Genomic DNA, 19433 nt, shown 5'->3' with positions numbered 1-19433 from the left:
CTGCTATCTTGGATTACAGTTCAACGGTTTGCTTTATCTCACTGACCATTTTTTCTGTTGCTGTCACACCAGACATCGACAAGTACCACGCGTCCACATCTAAATAAGTGATTTTATGATTTTTATATGCCGCAGTAGCTTTGACTAAGTCGTTATCCATGGATTTACGAATATCGTTATCCGGCGTACCTGTCAGAGAATTTCGGTCAACCACGAGAATATTTTTCGGGTTAGCTTCACGAATAAACTCATAAGAAATGACATCTCCGTGAGTGCCCGTTTTCACGTGCTCAACCGTTTCCAAGAAGCCAAAGTCGTTATAAATGACGCCAAATCGCGACTGGGCACCAAACGCGCTGATGTTGTCACCCATGCTCAAAATCGTTAATGCATCATTTTTGTTCGATTGGTTGTAGTCACGGATTGCTTTGAATTGAGCATCTAGCGCTTCAATTTTCTGCTCTACTTTTTCTTCGATATTAAAGATCTTACCAATATTGCGCCATTGCGCTTGCGTGCCTTCCCAATAGCCTTGGTTCTCTTTCGCCGCAAAAACAACTGTAGGGGCAATTTCACTCAGCTCTTCATATTTCGCAGACGCTCGCGGACCAACCAAAATCAAATCCGGTTTTTGCATGTAGATGGTTTCAAAATCAGGTTCAAACAAACTACCCGCAGAGGTGTAGTTATCTTTGCTGTATTTTGAAAGGTAACTAGGAAGATTAGAAGAGTTAGATACTGCAACAGGATCGATACCAAAGTTGTCCAACGCATCTAGCGGGCCAAAGCCAATCACAACCACACGCTCTGGGGATTGTTCTAGCTCTGTTTGACCCATGTAGTGGTCAATCACAACTTTAGCAGCGAAAGAAGGAGAAACAGTAAATAACGACAGCATAGCCGCACCAACGAATTTTTTCATTTTGTTAAGCCTTAATGAGATCTATTATCATACGCGTTCGCAATATAACGCTACTCTTTAATGCATTCAACAAAATTTAAGGTACTTTACATTAGTTACGTTTACTCAAGACTTAGATATATCAAAGACTTATAAAACCCATCAGTTCCAATACCTGGGCGTATCATTCATGCGCTTCAATAAACGCTTTGAGTGCCAGCTCATCAATAATCTCCAAACCGTTGTCCGTTTTTGTAATCAATCCCTTTTCAATCAAGTCCTTAACTGCACGTCGATAGACTCGGCCTGAGGTACCAAACCGCTCAGCCTCTTGGTTCACTTTATCAAAGCCACCAAGGAGCTTATCCGTCTGATTACGGACGAGAAGCTCATAGGCAATGTTGTAAGTAATGGGATGCAACAAACGATTAGTGTAGATATCCATGGAGTCTTGATAATCCTCAGCCAATGCTGAAGCGAAGAACACCATCATTTGGGGATAATTTTGCAGTGCTTCGGTTAGTTTTTGGATACAGATAACATCAACCTGCATATGTTCATCTGCTATCACATTCCATTGACAAGGAGTCTGAGTGAAGAACTCCATTTCACCATAAATATGATAGTCGCAGTTAGCTTCCCCTAATTGAAAACGTCGTCCATTTGCGGCCAATATGTTCATCGAGACTCGACCTACTGGCACAACATACAAGTACTGAAGTTGCTCACCTTGGCGGAGAATTGCTTCCCCAGCATCAAAGTAACGCGAATTTATTTGGCATTGATAAATCAAATCGCGAAAGGTGGCACTCTTTTCTTCAAGGTATGTTTTGAAGCGACCAGTCGGATAAGGGCTGATTTTCATTTTCTGCTCTCTCAGAAAAAGTTACGGACAACTATTTAAGGTGGATTGTACCCCGTAACTCCAAATAAAAAAGCGACAGTGAGCTGTCGCTTTACATCTATTCTGTTTATGTGACTTACTGAGATAGAGACTGGCTAACGCTGAGCAACCAAGGCTTCTAATGCCGTAATCGCGGCACTCTTCTCACCTTGCATCATTACTTTGGCTTCATCAACGTACTGACCAACACCTTCTTTCACATCTTGTTGATACAGCACCACGTTGTTTAATATCGAAGCCACATGAAGGCCTCGTAGTCGACCGACCGTAAACAGCGCAGAGGTTTCCATATCGGCACCTAAGATGCCTTTCTTGTTCCAATGTTGGCATATTGCATCTTCGTCATCGGTATAGAAACTGTCGTGAGAACGCACCACACCAAAATGATAATGCACTTTTTGCATCGACAAGTAACGCTCAACTTCCTTTAACAGTGAAAAGCTTGCGTAGGCTGGATAAGACGAATCGACATACGCTTTAGAGCCGCCCTCATCTCTTACCGCGCCTTCGGCAATGATCAACTCGCCAAGGTGAATGCCTGATTGCATTGCCCCCGCCGATCCAACACGTACCACATGAGTCACACCGCACTGTTTTAGCTCTTCCACTGCGATGATCATCGATGGCGCACCTATACCTGTACTACACACTGAAACAGGCTTGCCTTTGTAGTTGCCGGTAAACACACGGTACTCGCGGTTTTCCGACACCATTTCTGCATCATCAAATAATGCCGCGATACGATTCGCTCGATCTGGCTCGCCGCATACAATAACGAGGGGAGCGATTTGTGTTTCATCCACTCCGATATGAGGTTGTTTGGCCATTTTTCGTTCCTTACGCAGCAGCGTGCGCTAAGGTTTTATCGCCATTGCGCTTAGCGCTACGAGCCCACTCACGCGTGCCATTGGCAGCGATGAACATAAGAATCGCGTACTGAACAGACATTGCGTAAACACCTTGCGTCGCGTAGATACCCACACTGATAATATTAATCACGACCCATAGAATCCAGTTTTCGACGTATTTACGTGTCATCAGAATTTGTGCAACAACAGAAAGTACTGTCATGGTCGCATCCCAGAACGGAAACGCGTCAGGTTCAAGCACCGGTTCAGCCAAGCCAGCACCAAAGAGATTCAAGCTATCAACAGCAATGTTTGCTAGCGCAAAGAAAAATGGGTCGATATAGATCCTTAATAATGCGATACATGCAACGCTAATAGAGGCAGTAGTAATAAGTTTCTGTTTATTTAACCAGCGAACCTCCAGCGTTTCACCTTGTGCGTTTGGACGAGTCCACGCATACCAGCCGTAAATGTTCGCACAGAAGAAAAACAATTGAAGAAGCAATAATCCGTATAACTGAATTTGAAAAAAGATAACGGCAAAAAGCGTGACATTCAGCAAACCGAATAAGTAGTTGATGGTTTTTTCTTGGCTGGCAAACCAAATGCAAAGCAGTCCAAAAACGGTACCGAAAGCTTCGATCCAACTCATTGCGTAGCCGTCGCCAATCGGAATGTTAACGAGAGTATTATTAATATCGAGTAAGGCAAAGAGGTCCATAACATGTCCTTTATTATTTTGTTTGGAATACGCTTATATTAGAGCGTGATCCCCAACAAAAAGGAGGACATTTGTCCTCCTCTTGATGCACTCGATCATAATTCAGTTCAATGTTTACTTGAAAGCAATAAATGATGCTATTGAACGGTGTTGGAAATAGACGTGCCTATGAGTCCAAGCCTAGATAGCGTTTTTTGAATGCAGAAGCTGATGCAAATAAAGCTGACGCCAAAAGTGTAATAATAAAGCCAATTGCGTACTCAAATGCTTCATTAACCAGTAGCTGATAGCAGCTCACAAAAAAAATCAATACAACTGTAATAACATTAACTCGGTGAAACCAAGGGTGTTTTACAGATAACTTAGCGTAACCTTTTGATAACATTTGACTAATCCGCCAGACAACAATTAATAGTTTTATTTATAATCAACGACGATAGTAAGGCTTTATCGTATAAAGAGAAACGACTTTTTTAATTTTTTAGCTCAACATCACACGTCATTCAGTGAGGTTTGACTTTAACCTCTTGACGCTTTTTCGTTCCACTAGAGTCGGCTCTAATTGTACGACCTGTGCCTCTGTTGATTTTTCATCCAACTTTCGGACAAGAGTCTCAACGGCAGCCTGCCCCAAACGGTACTTAGGCTGATGAATGGTAGTTAGCGATGGCGACATAAATTTCGCGATATGGATGTCATCGTAACCAATAATGGATAGGTCGTCCGGCACTTTAATACCGAGCTCATTTGCGGCGTTAATCACACCCATCGCCATCATATCGTTAGAGACGAAAATCGAGCTGGGTAATGCGCCACGCTGAGCCATTTTTTTGAACGCTTGATACCCACCCTCACATTCGAAGTCAGACTCAATGATCCAATTGGCATTAAATTCCAAGCCAGCTTCGTTCATTGCTCGCTTATAACCTTCGTATCGCATTTGCGCTTGGTGTTTAATCAAAGGGCCAGTGATGCACCCAATTTCGGTATGGCCGCAATCAATTAAGTATTTCGCCGCTAAGTAACCGCCACGAAGTGAGTTGTCTTGGATTTTATCGCTTGTAAATAGCATCGGCCCCCAGTCCATTACCACAACTGGGATATCTGGGTAACGCTCAAATACATCGATACGCTCTCCTTCTAGCGACGAGCACATCAAGATCAAACCATCGACACGCTTTTGCAATAGCGTATTAATGGATTGACGCATACGTTCGTTATCACCCTCGGTGTTACATAAAATGAGGCTGTAGCCTTTTTGGTAGCAGCTGCGCTCTACGCCTTTTACGACTTCGCCAAAGAATGGGTTGGTTGAGGTTGTCACGAGCATACCAATGGTTTTGGTACGATTGACTTTGAGGCTACGCGCCAACGCAGAGGGCGCGTAGTAGTTAAGCTCTTTTGCGGCATTGTTAACGCGTTCAGAGATCTCTTCGCTCACAAAACGCGTCTTGTTAATAACATGGCTCACTGTTGAAGTGGAAACCCCTGCCAGTTTTGCGATGTCTTTCATCGTCGCCATGTTACTACTCCTATTTTAATGAGGCGTTGTGCGCCTTATTGTTCAGCGAGAAACTCGTCCACCTCTTCGCGGGTTGGAATCGACGTTTGCGCGCCAAAGCGGGTCACAGAAATTGCAGCCGCCGCATGTGCAAACTTAATCGCTGATTCTAAAGGTAAATCTTCTAGGAGACCAGTGACGAATGCCCCATTAAATGTATCGCCCGCTGCGGTAGTATCCGTCGCTTCAACGCGGAAACCCGAGATGATTTCGCCTCGACCGTTTTGGCTTAACCAAACGCCTTTTGCACCGAGTGTGATCATGACGATTTCTATACCTTTACCATGTAGCACATTCGCCGCTTCTTGCGCGCTTTCGTTGTCTGTTACAGTAATACCTGTCAGAACTTCAGCTTCCGTTTCATTTGGTGTAATCACGTCAATGCAAGACAGTAATTCATCTGACAGTTCGCGAGCTGGCGCTGGGTTCAGAATGACATTGGTTTTGGCATCTTTCGCTACACGTGCAGCTTTCTCAATGCCGCACATCGGCGTTTCCAATTGCATTAGCAAGTAATCTGCTTGGCGAATACGCTCTAAATCTGGCTCAATCGCTTCTGCTGTCAGTTTGGCGTTTGCTTCAGCTGAAATGCAAATGCTGTTCTCACCACTGTCCGACACTTGAATCATCGCGATACCTGTCGGGCAATTTGGCTGCATCTTCACACCAGTGATATCGATGCCGTCCATTTTGAAGTTTTCGCGAATGTTAATGCCGAATGAGTCGTCGCCCACACAAGCGATAAAACCTATGTCTGCATTTAATCGCGCCGCCGCGACGGCTTGGTTGGCACCTTTGCCACCTGGGATAACTTGATAGTTGCGACCATGCAGCGTCTCGCCTGGGCGAGGGAAAGAAGGCACTTGAAGAACATGGTCAGCGTTTACACTACCTAACACCACTAACTTATTCATACGGTTATCCTCGGTTCTGAATGAACCCTTTTTAAAAACTGTTTAGGAAAATACATTAGATGACTTTAACTTCTCTTCCTGACGAAGGAGTCTCGATAAAAAGCCAAAGGCATCTATACCCCACACTTTGCAGTATTTTGGGTAAATTTGCCCTCACCTCCTAAACGACAGATATAAACGGAGGAGAGAGCAAAAATTAGGATGATTTATTGGAACTTGAAACTTACTTAGTGACTACTTTTAGTGGTACTGGGATGTACTCTTCTACTTCTTCACCTTTCAAAACTTTGTCAGCCGTTTCAACACCTAAAGCACCGATAAGGTCTGGTTGCTGAGCAATAGTTGCCGCTAGTTTGCCACGGTTAACTGCTGCAATGCCGTCTTCCGTACCATCAAAACCAACGATAACGACATCTTTGCCAGAAGCTTGAACTGCGCGAAGTGCACCTAGCGCCATTTCATCATTCTGTGCAAATACCGCTTGTACATCCGGGTTAGCCGCTAGCAGGTTTTCCATTACGTTTAGACCTTTTGTGCGGTCAAAGTCAGCTGGTTGGCTAGCAAGAAGATCCATATCGCTGCCCTTCACGGCATTCATAAAGCCTTCACCGCGCTCACGCGCTGCCGATGTGCCCGCAATACCTTCAAGTTGAATGACTTTTGCTTTTTCGCCGACTTTTTCCATGATGTAGTGGCCTGCCATTTCACCACCAATTACGTTGTCCGACGCGATGTGACTCACAACTTCACCACGGCTTGCACCACGGTCTAATGTCAACACAGGGATCTTAGAACGGTTCGCCATACGAATTGCATTAGACACTGCATCAGAATCCGTTGGGTTGATAAGAATTGCTTTTACGCCGCGAATACTTAAATCCTCGATGTTCGACAGTTCTTTACTCGGGTCATTTTGCGAGTCCAGTACAATTAAGTCGTACCCCAATTCTTTCGCTTTTGCTTCCGCACCGTCTTTCATCGTTACGAAGAACGGGTTGTTTAGCGTCGAAACCACAATCGCCATGGTATCTTGAGCTTGCGCCGCTACCGATACGGTTGAAGAAAGAAGTGCAGCAGAGATAAGAGTTGCAAGTTTTTTCATCGTTCTAGTCCTTTGTGTAGGGTGAGCCAGTACACGTCCCCTGACTCGGTTTGTATTCACTGTTATATATACAGATTGTTATGAATTACTTGTTTTTGTTGTCTACCAATACCGCAAGCAAGATAACCACTGCTTTTGCAATCATTTGGTAGTAAGAAGAAACATCAAGTAGGTTAAGTGCATTGTTCAAGAAACCGATGATCAGCGCACCAATCAAGGTACCCATGATACGGCCTTTACCGCCCATCAAGCTGGTACCGCCAAGAACAACCGCTGCGATAGCGTCTAGCTCGTAGCCCATACCCGCTGTTGGCTGCGCCGAAGAAAGACGAGACGTTACAATAATGCCTGCAAGCGCTGCTAACATACCGCAGATGGCGTAGACACCAATCTTCACTCGGTCTACATTGATACCTGATAGGCGAGTCGCAGACTCATTGCCGCCTAGTGCGTAAACATAGCGACCAAAGCGCGTGTGGTTTAGTAAATACCAAGCCGCAGCGAACACAACCACCATTAACCAAACAGGAACTGGAATGCCTAGCGCGTAGCCAGTACCAAACCATGCGAACGCATCCGCGGTGTCAGTAAAGCCTGTCGAGATTGGACGACCTTCGGTGTACACCATGGTCACACCGCGTAGTAACGTCATGGTAACCAGCGTAGCGATAAATGCCTGCACCTTACCCTTCGCAATAATGATACCGCTGATCGCACCTAACGCTGCACCTGCGACTAAAGCAGTTGGAACCGCCACTAGCACCGGAACCTCAAGCGCAATCATGCTTGCCGCAAAGGCACCACACAATGCCAATACCGAACCAACACTTAAGTCGATGCCTGCTGTTAAAATAACTAATGTCATACCCACTGCGATAATGGCATTCACGGAGGTTTGACGAAGAATGTTGAGAATGTTGTCGACCGTAAAAAAGTTCGGGTTCAAAAATGACACAACAACGATCAGAAAGATCAAAGCTATCAGTGATTTTTGCTCAATCAGCCACTCTTTTGTGAACAACTTCTTGTTGCCAGTTTCGGTTGGTTTGCTCATGGTATTCGTACTCATGCTGCTTCCTCATTGATCTCTTTGCCTACGGCACAGGCGAGTAATTTTTCTTGATCGGCGTCTTTCGCATCAAATTCGCCAGTGATACGACCTTCATGCATCACTAAAATACGGTCGCTCATGCCGAGCACTTCAGGCATCTCGGAAGAAACCAAGATGATGCTCATGCCTTCGGCCTTAAACTTGTTGATGAGCTGATAAATCTCTTTTTTTGCTCCGACATCAACACCACGTGTTGGCTCATCCAGAATCAGAACTTTAGGTTTCGTCATTAACCCTTTCGCAATCGCAACTTTTTGCTGGTTACCACCAGATAAGTTGCCGATGATTTGATCTCGCGTTGGGGTTTTAATGTTGAATAACTTAATAAAATCTTCCACTGCAATCACTTCGTCGCTGTGTTGAATCTGGAAGCCTTTGGTCAGCTGGTTTAGCGAACAAAGTGACATGTTCTCCTTAACTGAAAGACCTAAAACCAAACCATCGCCTTTGCGATCTTCAGAGATGTAAGCGATACCATTTGCCAAGCCATCTTGCGGGCTAACCGGGTTAATAGTTTTGTTGTCAAGATTGATAACACCATGCTCACTAGGTAATGCGCCGTAAATGACTTTCATGAGTTCAGTGCGGCCTGCGCCCATCAAGCCAGAAATTCCGAGAATCTCACCGCGCTTGAGAGTAAAGCTCACATCCTGAACGCCAGACCCAGTCAAACCAATGACTTCAAGACAGGTTTCGCCATGTTGGACATCAATACGTGGATATTGCTCTTCTAATTTTCGGCCAACCATCATTTCAATTAGGCCATCTTCATCAGTGTCGGACACCTTGCACTCACCGATAAACTTACCATCACGAAGCACTGTAATATCATCACAGATTTCAAAGATTTCTTTAAGACGATGCGAAATGTATACGATGCCGCATCCTTGCTCGCGGAGCTCATTAATCACTTTAAACAGTGATTCCGTTTCGGTATCGGTCAGTGCGTCCGTTGGCTCATCCATAATGATGACTTTCGACTCAAACGAAAGTGCCTTTGCAATTTCCACCATTTGTTGTTCACCAAGGCTTAAATCGCCAAGCAATGTTTTTGATGAATGCTTTACATTGAGACGTTTTAAAAGCTTGTCAGCTTCGTCATACATTTTGCCCCACTGGATACGCCCTAAGGAGCCGGTGAACTCTCGTCCCAAGTAAATATTTTCGGCAATCGTCAGTTCAGGAATCAGGTTCAGCTCTTGGTGAATTATGCTAATACCAGCTTCCTGTGAATCGCGTGGACCTTTAAAGGCCGCCGGCTGACCTTGATATTGAATGCTCCCCGCATCCATGTGGTAAATGCCTGTCAACACCTTCATTAACGTTGACTTGCCTGCTCCATTTTCACCCATCAGCGCCATAACACGGCCTGGATAAACATTCAGGCTTGCTTTGTCGAGTGCTTTTACGCCCGGAAACGCCTTCTCAATTTCGCTTAGTTGTAGAATGGCTTGAGTCATAATCTGTCCTCAATATCTCTGGCTTAAAAAACCACGCCCGCTTGGAAAATAACGTTCGCATATGGCGAGCATTCGCCGGTTCTTACGATAGCGCGACTTTGGGCCGTGCGTGCTTTAAACGCTTCATGTGACACGTAGCTCACCTCAATAGATTTGCCCGTCTCTTCACTCTCTTTGCTCAGTTCGTTGAGCAACGCTTCATGCAAAACTGGGCTTGCATCAGAGAACTCTTCCGCAATGATGACCCCTTCGATTTGGGACTCAGATAGAATTACGCGAACAGTATCAAGAAAACTTGGTACCCCATGCGTTAGCGCCAAATCGATTCGCTGAACATGCTCTGGGATTGGTAGACCAGCATCACATATCGTGATCTCGTCGGTGTGGCCTAGCGTCGCCACCAAGTAAGAAATATCTGAGTTAATTAGGGTACTTTTTTTCATCTCATCGACCTTTCGGTTACACGTTCATACAACCATGAGCGCCTGTCTTAAAGTGTTTTCGTTATTAACAGAAAACTCATCGAAACGTTTCGATGAAATAATAATTCGTCATCGCAATTTGACCAGTGTGAGATCGATAAGGTGTGAGAATGATCTGTAATTCAATTGTCATTGAATAGGAAAAGTGCACTTGAGTCACACTTTACCATCGAAACGTTTCGATGATGGTATTTCCCTGTCATTACGGTTAGGTTTTATACAGGGAGGAAGGAAAAGAGACGTCCAACTACTGAGAAAACCTCTAGTTAATAAGCTCGAAACCTTTCACGTCATCACAATTCTTAGATAGCTGCCTGATTTTGGAGAACGCTCACCTTACAATCTGGTTACAATTTGCCAAAACACATCATCCGTTCAGTACCTTACCTGGTACGCGACGTTTGTAGGGACACAAACGGAAACTAAGAACCATAATGAAGTTAAGCAATAGAGTCATTTTGCTTGTCGCGCCAGTGATCTTATTAAGCGCGTTAGTATCTAGCTATATTATTTATAGCATTCAAAAAGTGACGCTCATCAAGCGGGAAGACAGCTATATTCAGTTGCAGATGGAAAAGCTCGCCGGGCAGTTTCGACAAGCGAATATTTTTCTTAATAGCTATGCCTATACGCTCAGTAAAAGTGATGTATTACAAGACTATTTGGTTAATCATAACAACCCCTATCGTGAGCGAGTCTTGTTTAATCGATTAGACGAGACCGCTGAAGTATTAAGCCATGGTTACAAAGGCGATGCGAGCATGGCGATCCTCGACGGCAAACAAAACCTTCTCTACTACACAGAAAACAAATATTACGAATCATCGGGCGTGGTCGACCCAAAGGTATTAGAGTACATATCACGAAGTTTCAATGAGAGAGAGGCTTTCAGTCACACTGGCTTTATTTATAACTCCAGTGGACAAAGCATTCTTCTTCAATATGAGGTCGTCGACAAAAGAACGGGGACTCACCCTTTGAGCTTTGACTCGAAAAATGTGTTTTTTGTGGTAGTTTCCGTATCACTTGAAGCCTTTAACGAGATTAAGCATGACATCGAGTTTGACACGCACAGCGTGATTACTTTCGCCGACAAACCCATTTATCTTGATATTCCTCTCGCTCAAACCATTGAGCTGCTGCCGCACTTTTATGCCGTGCTTTCTCCTGCCGAATATTTAATGTGGAATAAAGTCGATAAAGTGTGGCTAGAACTTGCTTTCTCCTTTGGCGTAGCGGCGTTTTTCACTATCACATTAATCATTTTGGTGTTGTACCGCTATGTGTTGCGCCCTGTTTCTCGCCTTGATAAGCAGCTGAACGAACTTGAATCTAATCAACGTGACAATATTGAAAAGCTAGAAACAAACGATGAAATAGGACGCCTCTCTGCACGCTTTTTTGATATGTATGAGGAACTTAATGTCATCTATAAAAAGACAAAACGCCTAGCTGAAACGGATCACCTGACGCAACTCGCCAATCGCCATCGTTTTCATGAGCTTGCAACTCGTGAACTTATCTCCCCTTCGCAGTTTCTGTGGGTTGTTTACGTCGATCTTGATAACTTTAAATACGTGAATGATAAATACGGGCATGAATTGGGAGATAACTTATTAAAAGTGTTCTCATCACACATCAAGGATGCTTGTCAAAAGTTATCGCACGATTACAACAGCCCCTGCTTTGCCGCCAGGTTATCTGGTGACGAATTTGCAATTTTGCTGAGCTCAAATCAAGAGGTAAAACGCTTGCCTGATTTGCTTGCATCAGAGTTACTAAAACCGATTAGTAATCTCAGTTCATCTTGGAGTAATTCATTTCCCGTTACGGCAAGCGTAGGTATTGCACAATATCCTCAAGACGGTACTGACATCGCGAAGTTACTCTCCAGTGCCGATGCGGCTATGTATCAAGCAAAACGGGCAGGGAAAAATCAATACGCCTATTATTCAGCCGCTCTCAATATTGAGTCTCAAAGACGAAGTCAACTTGAACGTGCGCTCCGAAAAAGCAATGTAGAGGAAGAATTTCACCTCGTTTTTCAACCCTATATGAACAATCGAAACAACGAAATTGAGGGGTTAGAAGTCTTGTTGCGCTGGGAAGCCGAAGGTATCGGCCCTATCCCTCCAAAGGAGTTTATTCCAATTGCAGAGCAAGCCGGATTATTTGATAAAATTGACCGCTGGGTTTTCGCCAATGCAACGGCGGAATACTATCAATTAAGGAATATTTTCGGTAAGGATATTGTTCTTTCGGTCAATCTTTCATCAGCAGAGCTAAACTCGATAGAAATGGCAAACTACATCCATGAACAAGCGACACTGCACAGTGTTAAACCAGAATGTATTGAGATAGAAATAACCGAAACCTTTGCCGCAGAACAACAAGGCACGGCTCTACTTGATGAGCTATCAAAACGTGGCTACCGTCTTGCAATTGATGACTTTGGTTCTGGTTACACATCGTTAACTCAGCTCGTTCAGTATCCGGTTCAAAAAATCAAATTTGATCGAGAGTTCCTCGTTACATTGATGAACACCAACAACGGCCATGTGATCAAACCTATTATTGAGCTATGCCATGCCCAAAATAAAACGGTTACAGCAGAAGGTATTGAACACAATATGATGCATGAATGGCTATCGGCATACCGCTGCGACTATATGCAAGGCTATTTATTTGGCAAACCAATGACTAAAGAACAATTGAGCTTGTGGTGGCAATCGGCAAATGACGACAGTCGATTTGATGCGTCCATGGTCAGCTCAATTAGGGTTTCAAGAACATAAGTTAAGGGGAGAAGTACAGCAGTCACAACTGTGGCGGCTGTATTTAGCTGTATATGAGCTTCATTGATAGATGCTCAGCTTTTGTTCCCCCATACCTATATCTATGACTTTAGTTGAGTAAATTACTATTTATTCGTTTTTAAACCAGCACTTCCTTGAAATCCAAACCGGTCAAATTCAGCGCTTTGACGCTATCGTACAAGCCACCTTTTTTGTCCGTGCAAAACGTTCTGAGCCCAGCACCTTTTACTCTGAACAAGTCAGACTCATTAACGGCTTCTCTATTCAAAACGAGTTTCTTAAACGGTCTAGCACGACTTAGCTTACCATGACGAAGATTATACTCGGTAGCAGAGGTATCAATGGCATCAATTTGAGTGACAATGTTTAATGCTCGCCAAGGCTTTCCTTGTAGATTTAATGGTAAAAATTCGACATTCTCGCTCAACACATCGAGCTTATCCGCAATAGAAGCGGATACAGCAAGAGTAAAAGATCCCCATGCTGCAATATCAGGCCTGGGCAATGGCTTTTCACCCATAACGTCTAACCATTCAATATCAATACTTTTCCAACTGGCTTTAACAGACTCTCCATAGAGTTGGATAGGTTTGCTTGCCGTTACTTGAAGAGACATTTCCAATGGCGACTCTTGCAACATTGCAAAATCATTAACATTGGGAGTGACAATAAACACTTTATTAAATGCTGTCATAACCGTCCTTAAATAAATTTGAGCGCTTTTCTTAATGAGACGAGCGCTTTCACACCAAACCAAACCAAACCAAACATAATAGATAGAGTTTACTTTCATGTTCAAAAATTTAATGAATTAATATCTGGCGTTCTTATCTTTTAATTTCTAAGTTTTATTATTTATATATTTTAATCCACACGATAGAATTATTTTTTCAATTTTTACTATGTACCTTCCTTATGTAATCGAATAAGTTAGAGAATAAACAATAGCACGCATCACTTCACTTTTGTCGAGCTCATCACTCTCACTTAAACGATACATTCACAAGTTCAATTTTTGTACGACTTAGACTTAGCTTTGTCAATCGTGAATTAAAAACAACCGATTCACCGCTGTTTTACTACCTTTTCTTACCACCCTGTTGTTTATTCATACATTATAAATGCATTTATACACATAACGATTCGGCGTTACGATTTGTTACGAGTTAAATCACAAACTTTTGAGGTATTGGATAAAGCGTAGAAAAAGAAAACACATTGAAATAAAAAGAGTTTCTAAAGTACGAAAAATAAAACGCCGTTTTTATAAATTAGCAACTTCACAAATATCCTTAAACACAGTTTTATTAATTACATATATCAGATATTATTTACGCCGAAGTTTATAGAAATCATCGTTAAACTTCATATTTTTTATAAGTTTCAATTAGTTAGTTTTTAACTCGAAAACTTATCGTCAACCCAATATCAAGCACCTAAGCGTGCAATAAGAAACATTGGGAATAGAATTATATTGATGTGCATGTTGTTTTAACGAATGCATGAAGCAATCGGTAAATTTGTAACACCATAGAGTTTTATTTAGCCAAGATGAAAAAGTTAATTTTATTATTTACATGTGCGCTGTTGTCTGTCTCACCTTTTGCTTTTGCAAAACAATCAGATAACGAACCCAGGGATCATTTACGACCAAAGCAAGTTGAACATGTGTTTAAACAAGCCAAGCTAGATGGCATAGTAGACTTTAAGTTGTTCAGTGACGCTTACATCGCTTATCAGAAGACACCCGATAGAAAGAAGTCGGTACTAACGATCATCGACTATAGTAAACCATCAACTGAAAAGCGTTTTTATGTGGTTGATTTAGATAAAAAGAAGCTAATCTACAATACGTATGTTTCTCACGGCGTGAACAGCGGAAAGAAAACAGCGACACAGTTTTCAAATGTCGTGAACTCGCGAAAAACATCATTGGGCACTTTTTTGACTGATACCACTTACTACGGCTCAAATGGCTATTCACTTCGATTAGATGGGCTAAGCTCTGGATTAAACGACAAAGCTCGCGAGCGTTACATTGTCGTGCACGGTGCCGATTACGCAAACCCTTCCTTCATCAAGAAGAATGGATACCTCGGACGCAGTTGGGGTTGCCCTGCTTTGCCAGAGAAGTTGTCTCGCGAGATCATTGACACCATAAAAGGCGGCAGCGTTATTTACGCAAGCGCATAATATCGATGCGACACATATGGGGAAGAAAAAGAAGATTCTATTTCTTCCCTAGTAATAATCCTGTTAGCTTAATCGTCCTGTGCAACGACTCTCTTTCCATTTTCGCTTACTCGAAAGCGAAAATTATTGTGTTATTCGCTGATATACCTAAGTGCGATCAGAAAACTCTGTTCATCCCCCTTCCATCTCGTTAGTATACGCTGAGTTGATCAGACACTGGCTTTCATCGTTATCATAGTTCCACTAAGATTCCTTAATCATGGTGGGTAACTGTGGCTTTATATGTTTAGGGTTACTTCTTGCGTTATCTACACCGTATATTATTGATGCTTTCTTTGTCCCTGCTCTCAGGGCTCATCACAGCTTCATATGCGCATGAGTGGCACCACACCAAACATTACACTTCCGAGCGCCTACTTAAACTCTCTCAACAGGACGATTTTGAGCTAGCACACACTGATTTTCATGCCTCAGCTTCTCTGAGCTCTTGGGGTTCAGAAAGTTACTACCTACATATAAAGCGCGAGTTGTTCGGGCTTGTCTCCTGTCGCCGAACATCAGCTACTGATGGCGTTTTATCATCAGATTTTACTCCTGATTATTTTTTACTTATTGCTTTCTCTTCTCCACCACTACTGGAGTTGGCAAAACAAGCATCTCGCTTACCTCTAGACAGTTATGGCGGACTCATGAGTCAACGCTCTCTTTATCGCCTCTCAGGAAGAAAGGAAGCGAACTTAATGTACGTCTTTACTCATGGTCGCAACGCCTTCTCTGTTGTTTAACTTTTTATGACATACAGAGAACACGAAAATGTAACGATAAGAACCAATATGCTCATTGTTACTAGAACCAATTTGAGGTCCATATAATGACAAGAATCGCTACAACCATCGCACTAGCATTACTATTTGCAGCGGGCTCAACCTTAGCAAACACAGAAACTAAGCCAGAAGAAATGAGTAACGACACTCTGTTAGAGTGTGCCAACGTTTCTAACGCACGTATTGCAGTTCCGGAACACAGAGCGATGTTCAGACACTACTTAATGTCTGAGAGAGACTACAGCTTTGACCAGCTATCGTCTGCCGAACTTGAATTTAAAGCAGCAGATAAGAATGAGTCTGAAGTAGAGAACATCTACAAGTCTCAGTGCAAAGAAGTTGGCGAATACCTATATAGCATTGGCTATTAAATTCGAAACCCTAACGACACTCAAAAAGAAAGGCGCAATATATGCGCCTTTCTTTTTACTGACAAAAACCTGTCGATTAGATGTCTAATCTGCATACAAGCTTAAAAGTGCAAATCAAAGTAAACTTATTGGGAAAACTCTGACACATCCTTGGGTTTACAGGTCGCTCGACGTGCTTTAACAAACAAGAAACTAAGCACTCCAATCACAAGAGTAATTATTGGTGCCGCCATTAATAGCATTGTGATTGCTTTGCTCATATTTTCTGGTAGCAAAGGAAGTAATGAACCAAAACCGCATAATATCAGCGTCCATAAAATCGCACTCAGCCACGCAAAGTAATGGAATTTACTAATACGTTTCACTCGCAACCCCATCATTAATGGCAATAGGGAACGAACAACCGGAATAAACCGCGCGCACAAAAGCGCAACCAATCCATGTTTACTGAGTAATACGTCGACTTGTTCCAAACGCTTTTGAGGAACCGCACTCACCCAGCCTTGAACCTTAGGTAAGCGATTTAGCCACTTGCCTTGTAAATAAGCCGCCCAACTTCCCAACCCCGCACTAACAGCTATCACCAACATGATCATAATTGGGTCAAGGACGCCAACCGCCGCCAGCGTACCGGATAATACGACGACACTGTCGCATGGGAAAGGTGCAGCAGGAATAAAACCACTTTCCAAAAAGATACTCACAGCAACAACAAAATAAACCAAACCTGCACTGCCTGGCGCCATTAACGCCGTGAAATCTTGATGCCAAAAAGCACTCAAGACCTGAATGATCGAATCAAACATAAACCGCTCCTAAGCATAATTAACCAAAAGTTGCAAAAACATGGAATGTGTTAGCGAGCATGTATAAAGCGGTATATGAAATTCGACTCTTTTCTCACGCCGATTCTGTATTTAGAGTGAGTAAAAATACTTTCAATACAACAACCTAAAGCCTCATTACCGATGCGTTTTAGCCGCTTCATCGAGTAAATTGCCGAACGATGCGCCCACCATGCTACATCAAGCATTTCAAACCATTCGGGTTCTACATCGTCGTTCGAGCTCATTTCCTTAGCATGGCTAACCCTCAATACATTCCGGCTGTTTAAACTCGGAAAGTCTTGCTGTATTGAAGAGATGGGATGTTCTGAAAAGTGCTTCGACTTAGCGTCAACAGCGATATTCTGGTTATGAACGGAAAGAAAATTTGGGTGTGAGTACGCAAGGCTCATGCTCGGAGCCAACAAGCAGAAAAGTAGTCCGAGTAAAGCAATCAGAGTCGTACGCACAAAGGTAACCAGAACCAAAATGATAAGTTCTTTTAACCCTGTGCGTAACTATTGGCAATTAGTATTCTTAATCGTTAAGAATACTAATTATTTTTCACCGTAAGGGTAGCTTTCAAACATCTTCGCGATTTCTTCTTGGATGAGAGATTCTCTTTTCTCAGAGCTCATTGACTCAGACAGTTTACGACTTGAAACGCCTTTCCAAACGACTTGATTAGCCTTTGCATCAACCAGTTCAACCACCAACTTCCCATACTTACGCTCTTTATATCTTTCTGGGCTTGAAGTGATCACACCAAAGCTATTCCAGCCATAGCCAAAGCTCACCGACGATCCTGAAGAAACAAGCTCGGATTCTTCTACGATATCATGATGTACGTAAAGGTCACCGCCACTATTTACCTTATTTAAACCCTTACCCTCAAGCTGTTCAGCAAGCCCTTGCTCAATACGTCGACCATCAATACTGGTAGGAGCTTCCGCCTGAGCACCGAAGTCAAACGTTCTGTAAGCTGAAAAGTCGGCTTGTTTATCTACATCGGTTGTCACGGTCGTACAAGCAGATACCAGCATCACCACCAACCCTAATATCAAACCTCTCATCATGTTAAATCTCCTTTGGTTAAGCTGACTGTTTCAGCAGAATTACCCTGTGTTATACATACGCATCAACAGTAAAAAGTAATCATTTCAATATCTAGTCTTGACCATGAAACGTGACTGTTCAATAAACGAGATTAACCTTTGCACAAAAAATCTTGAATATCATCAACATCTAAACACCTAAGAATTCGGTGTTTACGACCTAATTGGAAGCCTCTAGGCTTAGTAACGAAATCGCGAGTGCCACAAAAAACCAGAGACAATGAACACTTTAACATCAGTCCGCTACTTTTTTAGGCAACTGACAAACATTTGATGAGAAAAGACTTTTCTTTTTCGTCCAGTGTGGCATATTAACCGAGTCCTATCGATGCGCGGGCATAGTATAATGGCTATTACCTCAGCCTTCCAAGCTGATGATGCGGGTTCGATTCCCGCTGCCCGCTCCAATCTCTTTATCTCAATTTACTCATAAAAATCCGATGGCGGAGCGAACAAACGGCGGCAGCGTTGTTTCCATGATAAGTTTGGTCGAGTTACGTCATAAAACATGTCTTTCCATTCTGCAAACGTCACGCGGATGGGATTAAAGCTGTTTACAGGTTTAGAAACCCCATACCGAACCGTTTCCACCTCTGGTTCAAACGTTCCGAACATTCGATCCCAAATAATTAATACACCCGCATAATTTTTGTCGATGTACTGACGGTTCACACCATGATGAACGCGATGGTGAGACGGCGTGTTAAATACCCACTCTAGTGGCCCGAGCGAACGAATTGATTGGGTGTGAACAAAAAACTGTAAGCCCAGATTAAACAACACAACGAAGACAACCCATTTTGGCTCAAAACCAATAATCACCAAGGGCAACCAAAAAATCCACATCCCCGCTAGCGGATACATTAAACTTTGACGAAAGGCGGTACTGAAGTTCATTCTTTCCGAACTGTGATGAACAACGTGCGCGGCCCACATCCAACGAATACGATGGCTAGCCCGATGAAACCAGTAATAGAAAAAATCTTGCAGGACAACAAGTAAAAGAAAAGCTGAGACGCTCATTTCGATATCAAACAAACGCCAATCAAACCACCACAAATACAACTGAGCAATCAGTAAACCCGTGAGTATGTCTGTCGCTTGGTGTAAGCCCGCAAGAACAAAATTACACGCTACTTCAGGGAAGTAATACGTCGCGCTTTCAGGCAAGCGTCCTCTTCTTTGTCCGAACCAATATTCGGCAAGCATGCAGAAAAAGAAAACTGGAGCCAGAATCATCAGAAGTAATTCTGGGCGGTCCATCAACTGCGTCCAATCCATTGTGT

General features: G+C 43.1%; 19 protein-coding genes and 1 tRNA gene. 5 read left to right on the top strand and 15 right to left on the bottom strand.

What is annotated here, in order from left to right; all coding sequences use genetic code 11:
• Nucleotides 1–13: 13 nt before the first annotated feature.
• The 10 genes from R8O10_RS02915 to rbsD form a co-directional block, all read right to left on the bottom strand.
• Nucleotides 14–922, bottom strand: coding sequence for a siderophore ABC transporter substrate-binding protein (locus tag R8O10_RS02915; RefSeq protein WP_005376635.1), 909 nt, complete (start codon nt 920–922; stop codon nt 14–16).
• A 163-nt stretch (nt 923–1085) separates the two neighbouring features.
• Nucleotides 1086–1766: a Crp/Fnr family transcriptional regulator gene (locus R8O10_RS02910; protein WP_318191085.1), complete on the bottom strand. Its 681-nt coding sequence runs from the start codon at nt 1764–1766 to the stop codon at nt 1086–1088.
• A 134-nt stretch (nt 1767–1900) separates the two neighbouring features.
• Nucleotides 1901–2632 (bottom strand): nucleoside phosphorylase, encoded by a 732-nt coding sequence (locus R8O10_RS02905; protein ID WP_017635382.1) that lies wholly within the window; start codon nt 2630–2632, stop codon nt 1901–1903.
• Between the two features lie 10 nt (nt 2633–2642).
• Nucleotides 2643–3374 (bottom strand): nicotinamide riboside transporter PnuC, encoded by a 732-nt coding sequence (pnuC, locus tag R8O10_RS02900; protein WP_047101387.1) that lies wholly within the window; start codon nt 3372–3374, stop codon nt 2643–2645.
• Between the two features lie 499 nt (nt 3375–3873).
• Nucleotides 3874–4896: a substrate-binding domain-containing protein gene (locus tag R8O10_RS02895; protein ID WP_005373138.1), complete on the bottom strand. Its 1023-nt coding sequence runs from the start codon at nt 4894–4896 to the stop codon at nt 3874–3876.
• A gap of 35 nt (nt 4897–4931) precedes the next feature.
• Complete coding sequence (gene rbsK / locus R8O10_RS02890; protein WP_318191084.1) at nt 4932–5849, bottom strand: ribokinase; 918 nt, start codon at nt 5847–5849, stop codon at nt 4932–4934.
• 223 nt (nt 5850–6072) lie between these two features.
• Nucleotides 6073–6951, bottom strand: a complete 879-nt coding sequence (gene rbsB, locus R8O10_RS02885; protein ID WP_005373143.1) for a ribose ABC transporter substrate-binding protein RbsB — start codon at nt 6949–6951, stop codon at nt 6073–6075.
• 85 nt (nt 6952–7036) lie between these two features.
• Nucleotides 7037–8020 (bottom strand): ribose ABC transporter permease, encoded by a 984-nt coding sequence (rbsC, locus tag R8O10_RS02880; RefSeq protein ID WP_005382618.1) that lies wholly within the window; start codon nt 8018–8020, stop codon nt 7037–7039.
• Complete coding sequence (gene rbsA / locus R8O10_RS02875; RefSeq protein ID WP_005373147.1) at nt 8017–9522, bottom strand: ribose ABC transporter ATP-binding protein RbsA; 1506 nt, start codon at nt 9520–9522, stop codon at nt 8017–8019. The genes rbsC and rbsA overlap by 4 nt, the downstream gene beginning before the upstream one ends.
• A 23-nt stretch (nt 9523–9545) precedes the next feature.
• The gene (gene rbsD, locus R8O10_RS02870; protein ID WP_005382620.1) at nt 9546–9965 is read right to left on the bottom strand and encodes a D-ribose pyranase; all 420 of its coding nucleotides are present in this window, start codon (nt 9963–9965) and stop codon (nt 9546–9548) included.
• 473 nt (nt 9966–10438) lie between these two features.
• On the opposite strand from rbsD, the gene R8O10_RS02865 reads away from it, so the two are divergent.
• Nucleotides 10439–12799: an EAL domain-containing protein gene (locus tag R8O10_RS02865; protein WP_171344894.1), complete on the top strand. Its 2361-nt coding sequence runs from the start codon at nt 10439–10441 to the stop codon at nt 12797–12799.
• Between the two features lie 139 nt (nt 12800–12938).
• On the opposite strand, the gene R8O10_RS02860 is transcribed toward R8O10_RS02865, so the two are convergent.
• Entirely contained in the window at nt 12939–13514 is a 576-nt protein-coding gene (locus R8O10_RS02860; protein ID WP_017635389.1) for an imm11 family protein, read from the bottom strand.
• Nucleotides 13515–14371: 857 nt separating this feature from the next.
• Here R8O10_RS02860 and R8O10_RS02855 point away from each other — a divergent pair.
• The 3 genes from R8O10_RS02855 to R8O10_RS02845 all read left to right on the top strand — a co-directional run bounded on the left by R8O10_RS02855 (nt 14372) and on the right by R8O10_RS02845 (nt 16208).
• On the top strand, nt 14372–15013 hold the full coding sequence (locus R8O10_RS02855) for a murein L,D-transpeptidase catalytic domain family protein (RefSeq protein ID WP_005373154.1): 642 nt from the start codon (nt 14372–14374) through the stop codon (nt 15011–15013).
• A 326-nt stretch (nt 15014–15339) separates the two neighbouring features.
• A complete protein-coding gene (locus R8O10_RS02850; RefSeq protein WP_017633653.1) occupies nt 15340–15798 on the top strand; it encodes a hypothetical protein in 459 nt (152 codons plus the stop codon).
• A gap of 86 nt (nt 15799–15884) precedes the next feature.
• Nucleotides 15885–16208, top strand: coding sequence for a hypothetical protein (locus R8O10_RS02845; protein WP_005373158.1), 324 nt, complete (start codon nt 15885–15887; stop codon nt 16206–16208).
• Between the two features lie 125 nt (nt 16209–16333).
• Here the strand turns inward: R8O10_RS02845 and R8O10_RS02840 are convergent, their stop codons facing one another.
• The 3 genes from R8O10_RS02840 to R8O10_RS02830 all read right to left on the bottom strand — a co-directional run bounded on the left by R8O10_RS02840 (nt 16334) and on the right by R8O10_RS02830 (nt 18108).
• Nucleotides 16334–17014: a DedA family protein gene (locus R8O10_RS02840; RefSeq protein ID WP_054577812.1), complete on the bottom strand. Its 681-nt coding sequence runs from the start codon at nt 17012–17014 to the stop codon at nt 16334–16336.
• A gap of 50 nt (nt 17015–17064) precedes the next feature.
• Nucleotides 17065–17502: a hypothetical protein gene (locus R8O10_RS02835; RefSeq protein ID WP_234499406.1), complete on the bottom strand. Its 438-nt coding sequence runs from the start codon at nt 17500–17502 to the stop codon at nt 17065–17067.
• 87 nt (nt 17503–17589) lie between these two features.
• Nucleotides 17590–18108 carry a DUF4136 domain-containing protein gene (locus tag R8O10_RS02830; protein ID WP_053304498.1) on the bottom strand — a complete coding sequence of 173 codons (519 nt, stop codon included), beginning with the start codon at nt 18106–18108 and terminating at the stop codon, nt 17590–17592.
• Between the two features lie 371 nt (nt 18109–18479).
• Between R8O10_RS02830 and R8O10_RS02825 the strand changes: the two genes are divergently transcribed.
• A tRNA-Gly gene (locus R8O10_RS02825) sits at nt 18480–18554 on the top strand.
• 16 nt (nt 18555–18570) lie between these two features.
• On the opposite strand, the gene R8O10_RS02820 is transcribed toward R8O10_RS02825, so the two are convergent.
• Nucleotides 18571–19428, bottom strand: coding sequence for a sterol desaturase family protein (locus R8O10_RS02820; protein ID WP_005373167.1), 858 nt, complete (start codon nt 19426–19428; stop codon nt 18571–18573).
• Nucleotides 19429–19433: the final 5 nt, after the last annotated feature.

The sequence above is a fragment of the Vibrio sp. 1727 genome, assembly GCF_033344415.1.
In the GTDB taxonomy this organism is placed as follows: Bacteria; Pseudomonadota; Gammaproteobacteria; order Enterobacterales; family Vibrionaceae; genus Vibrio; species Vibrio alginolyticus.
The sequence above is the reverse complement of the archived record's forward strand: the minus strand, read 5'-3'. Positions and strand labels throughout refer to the sequence as shown.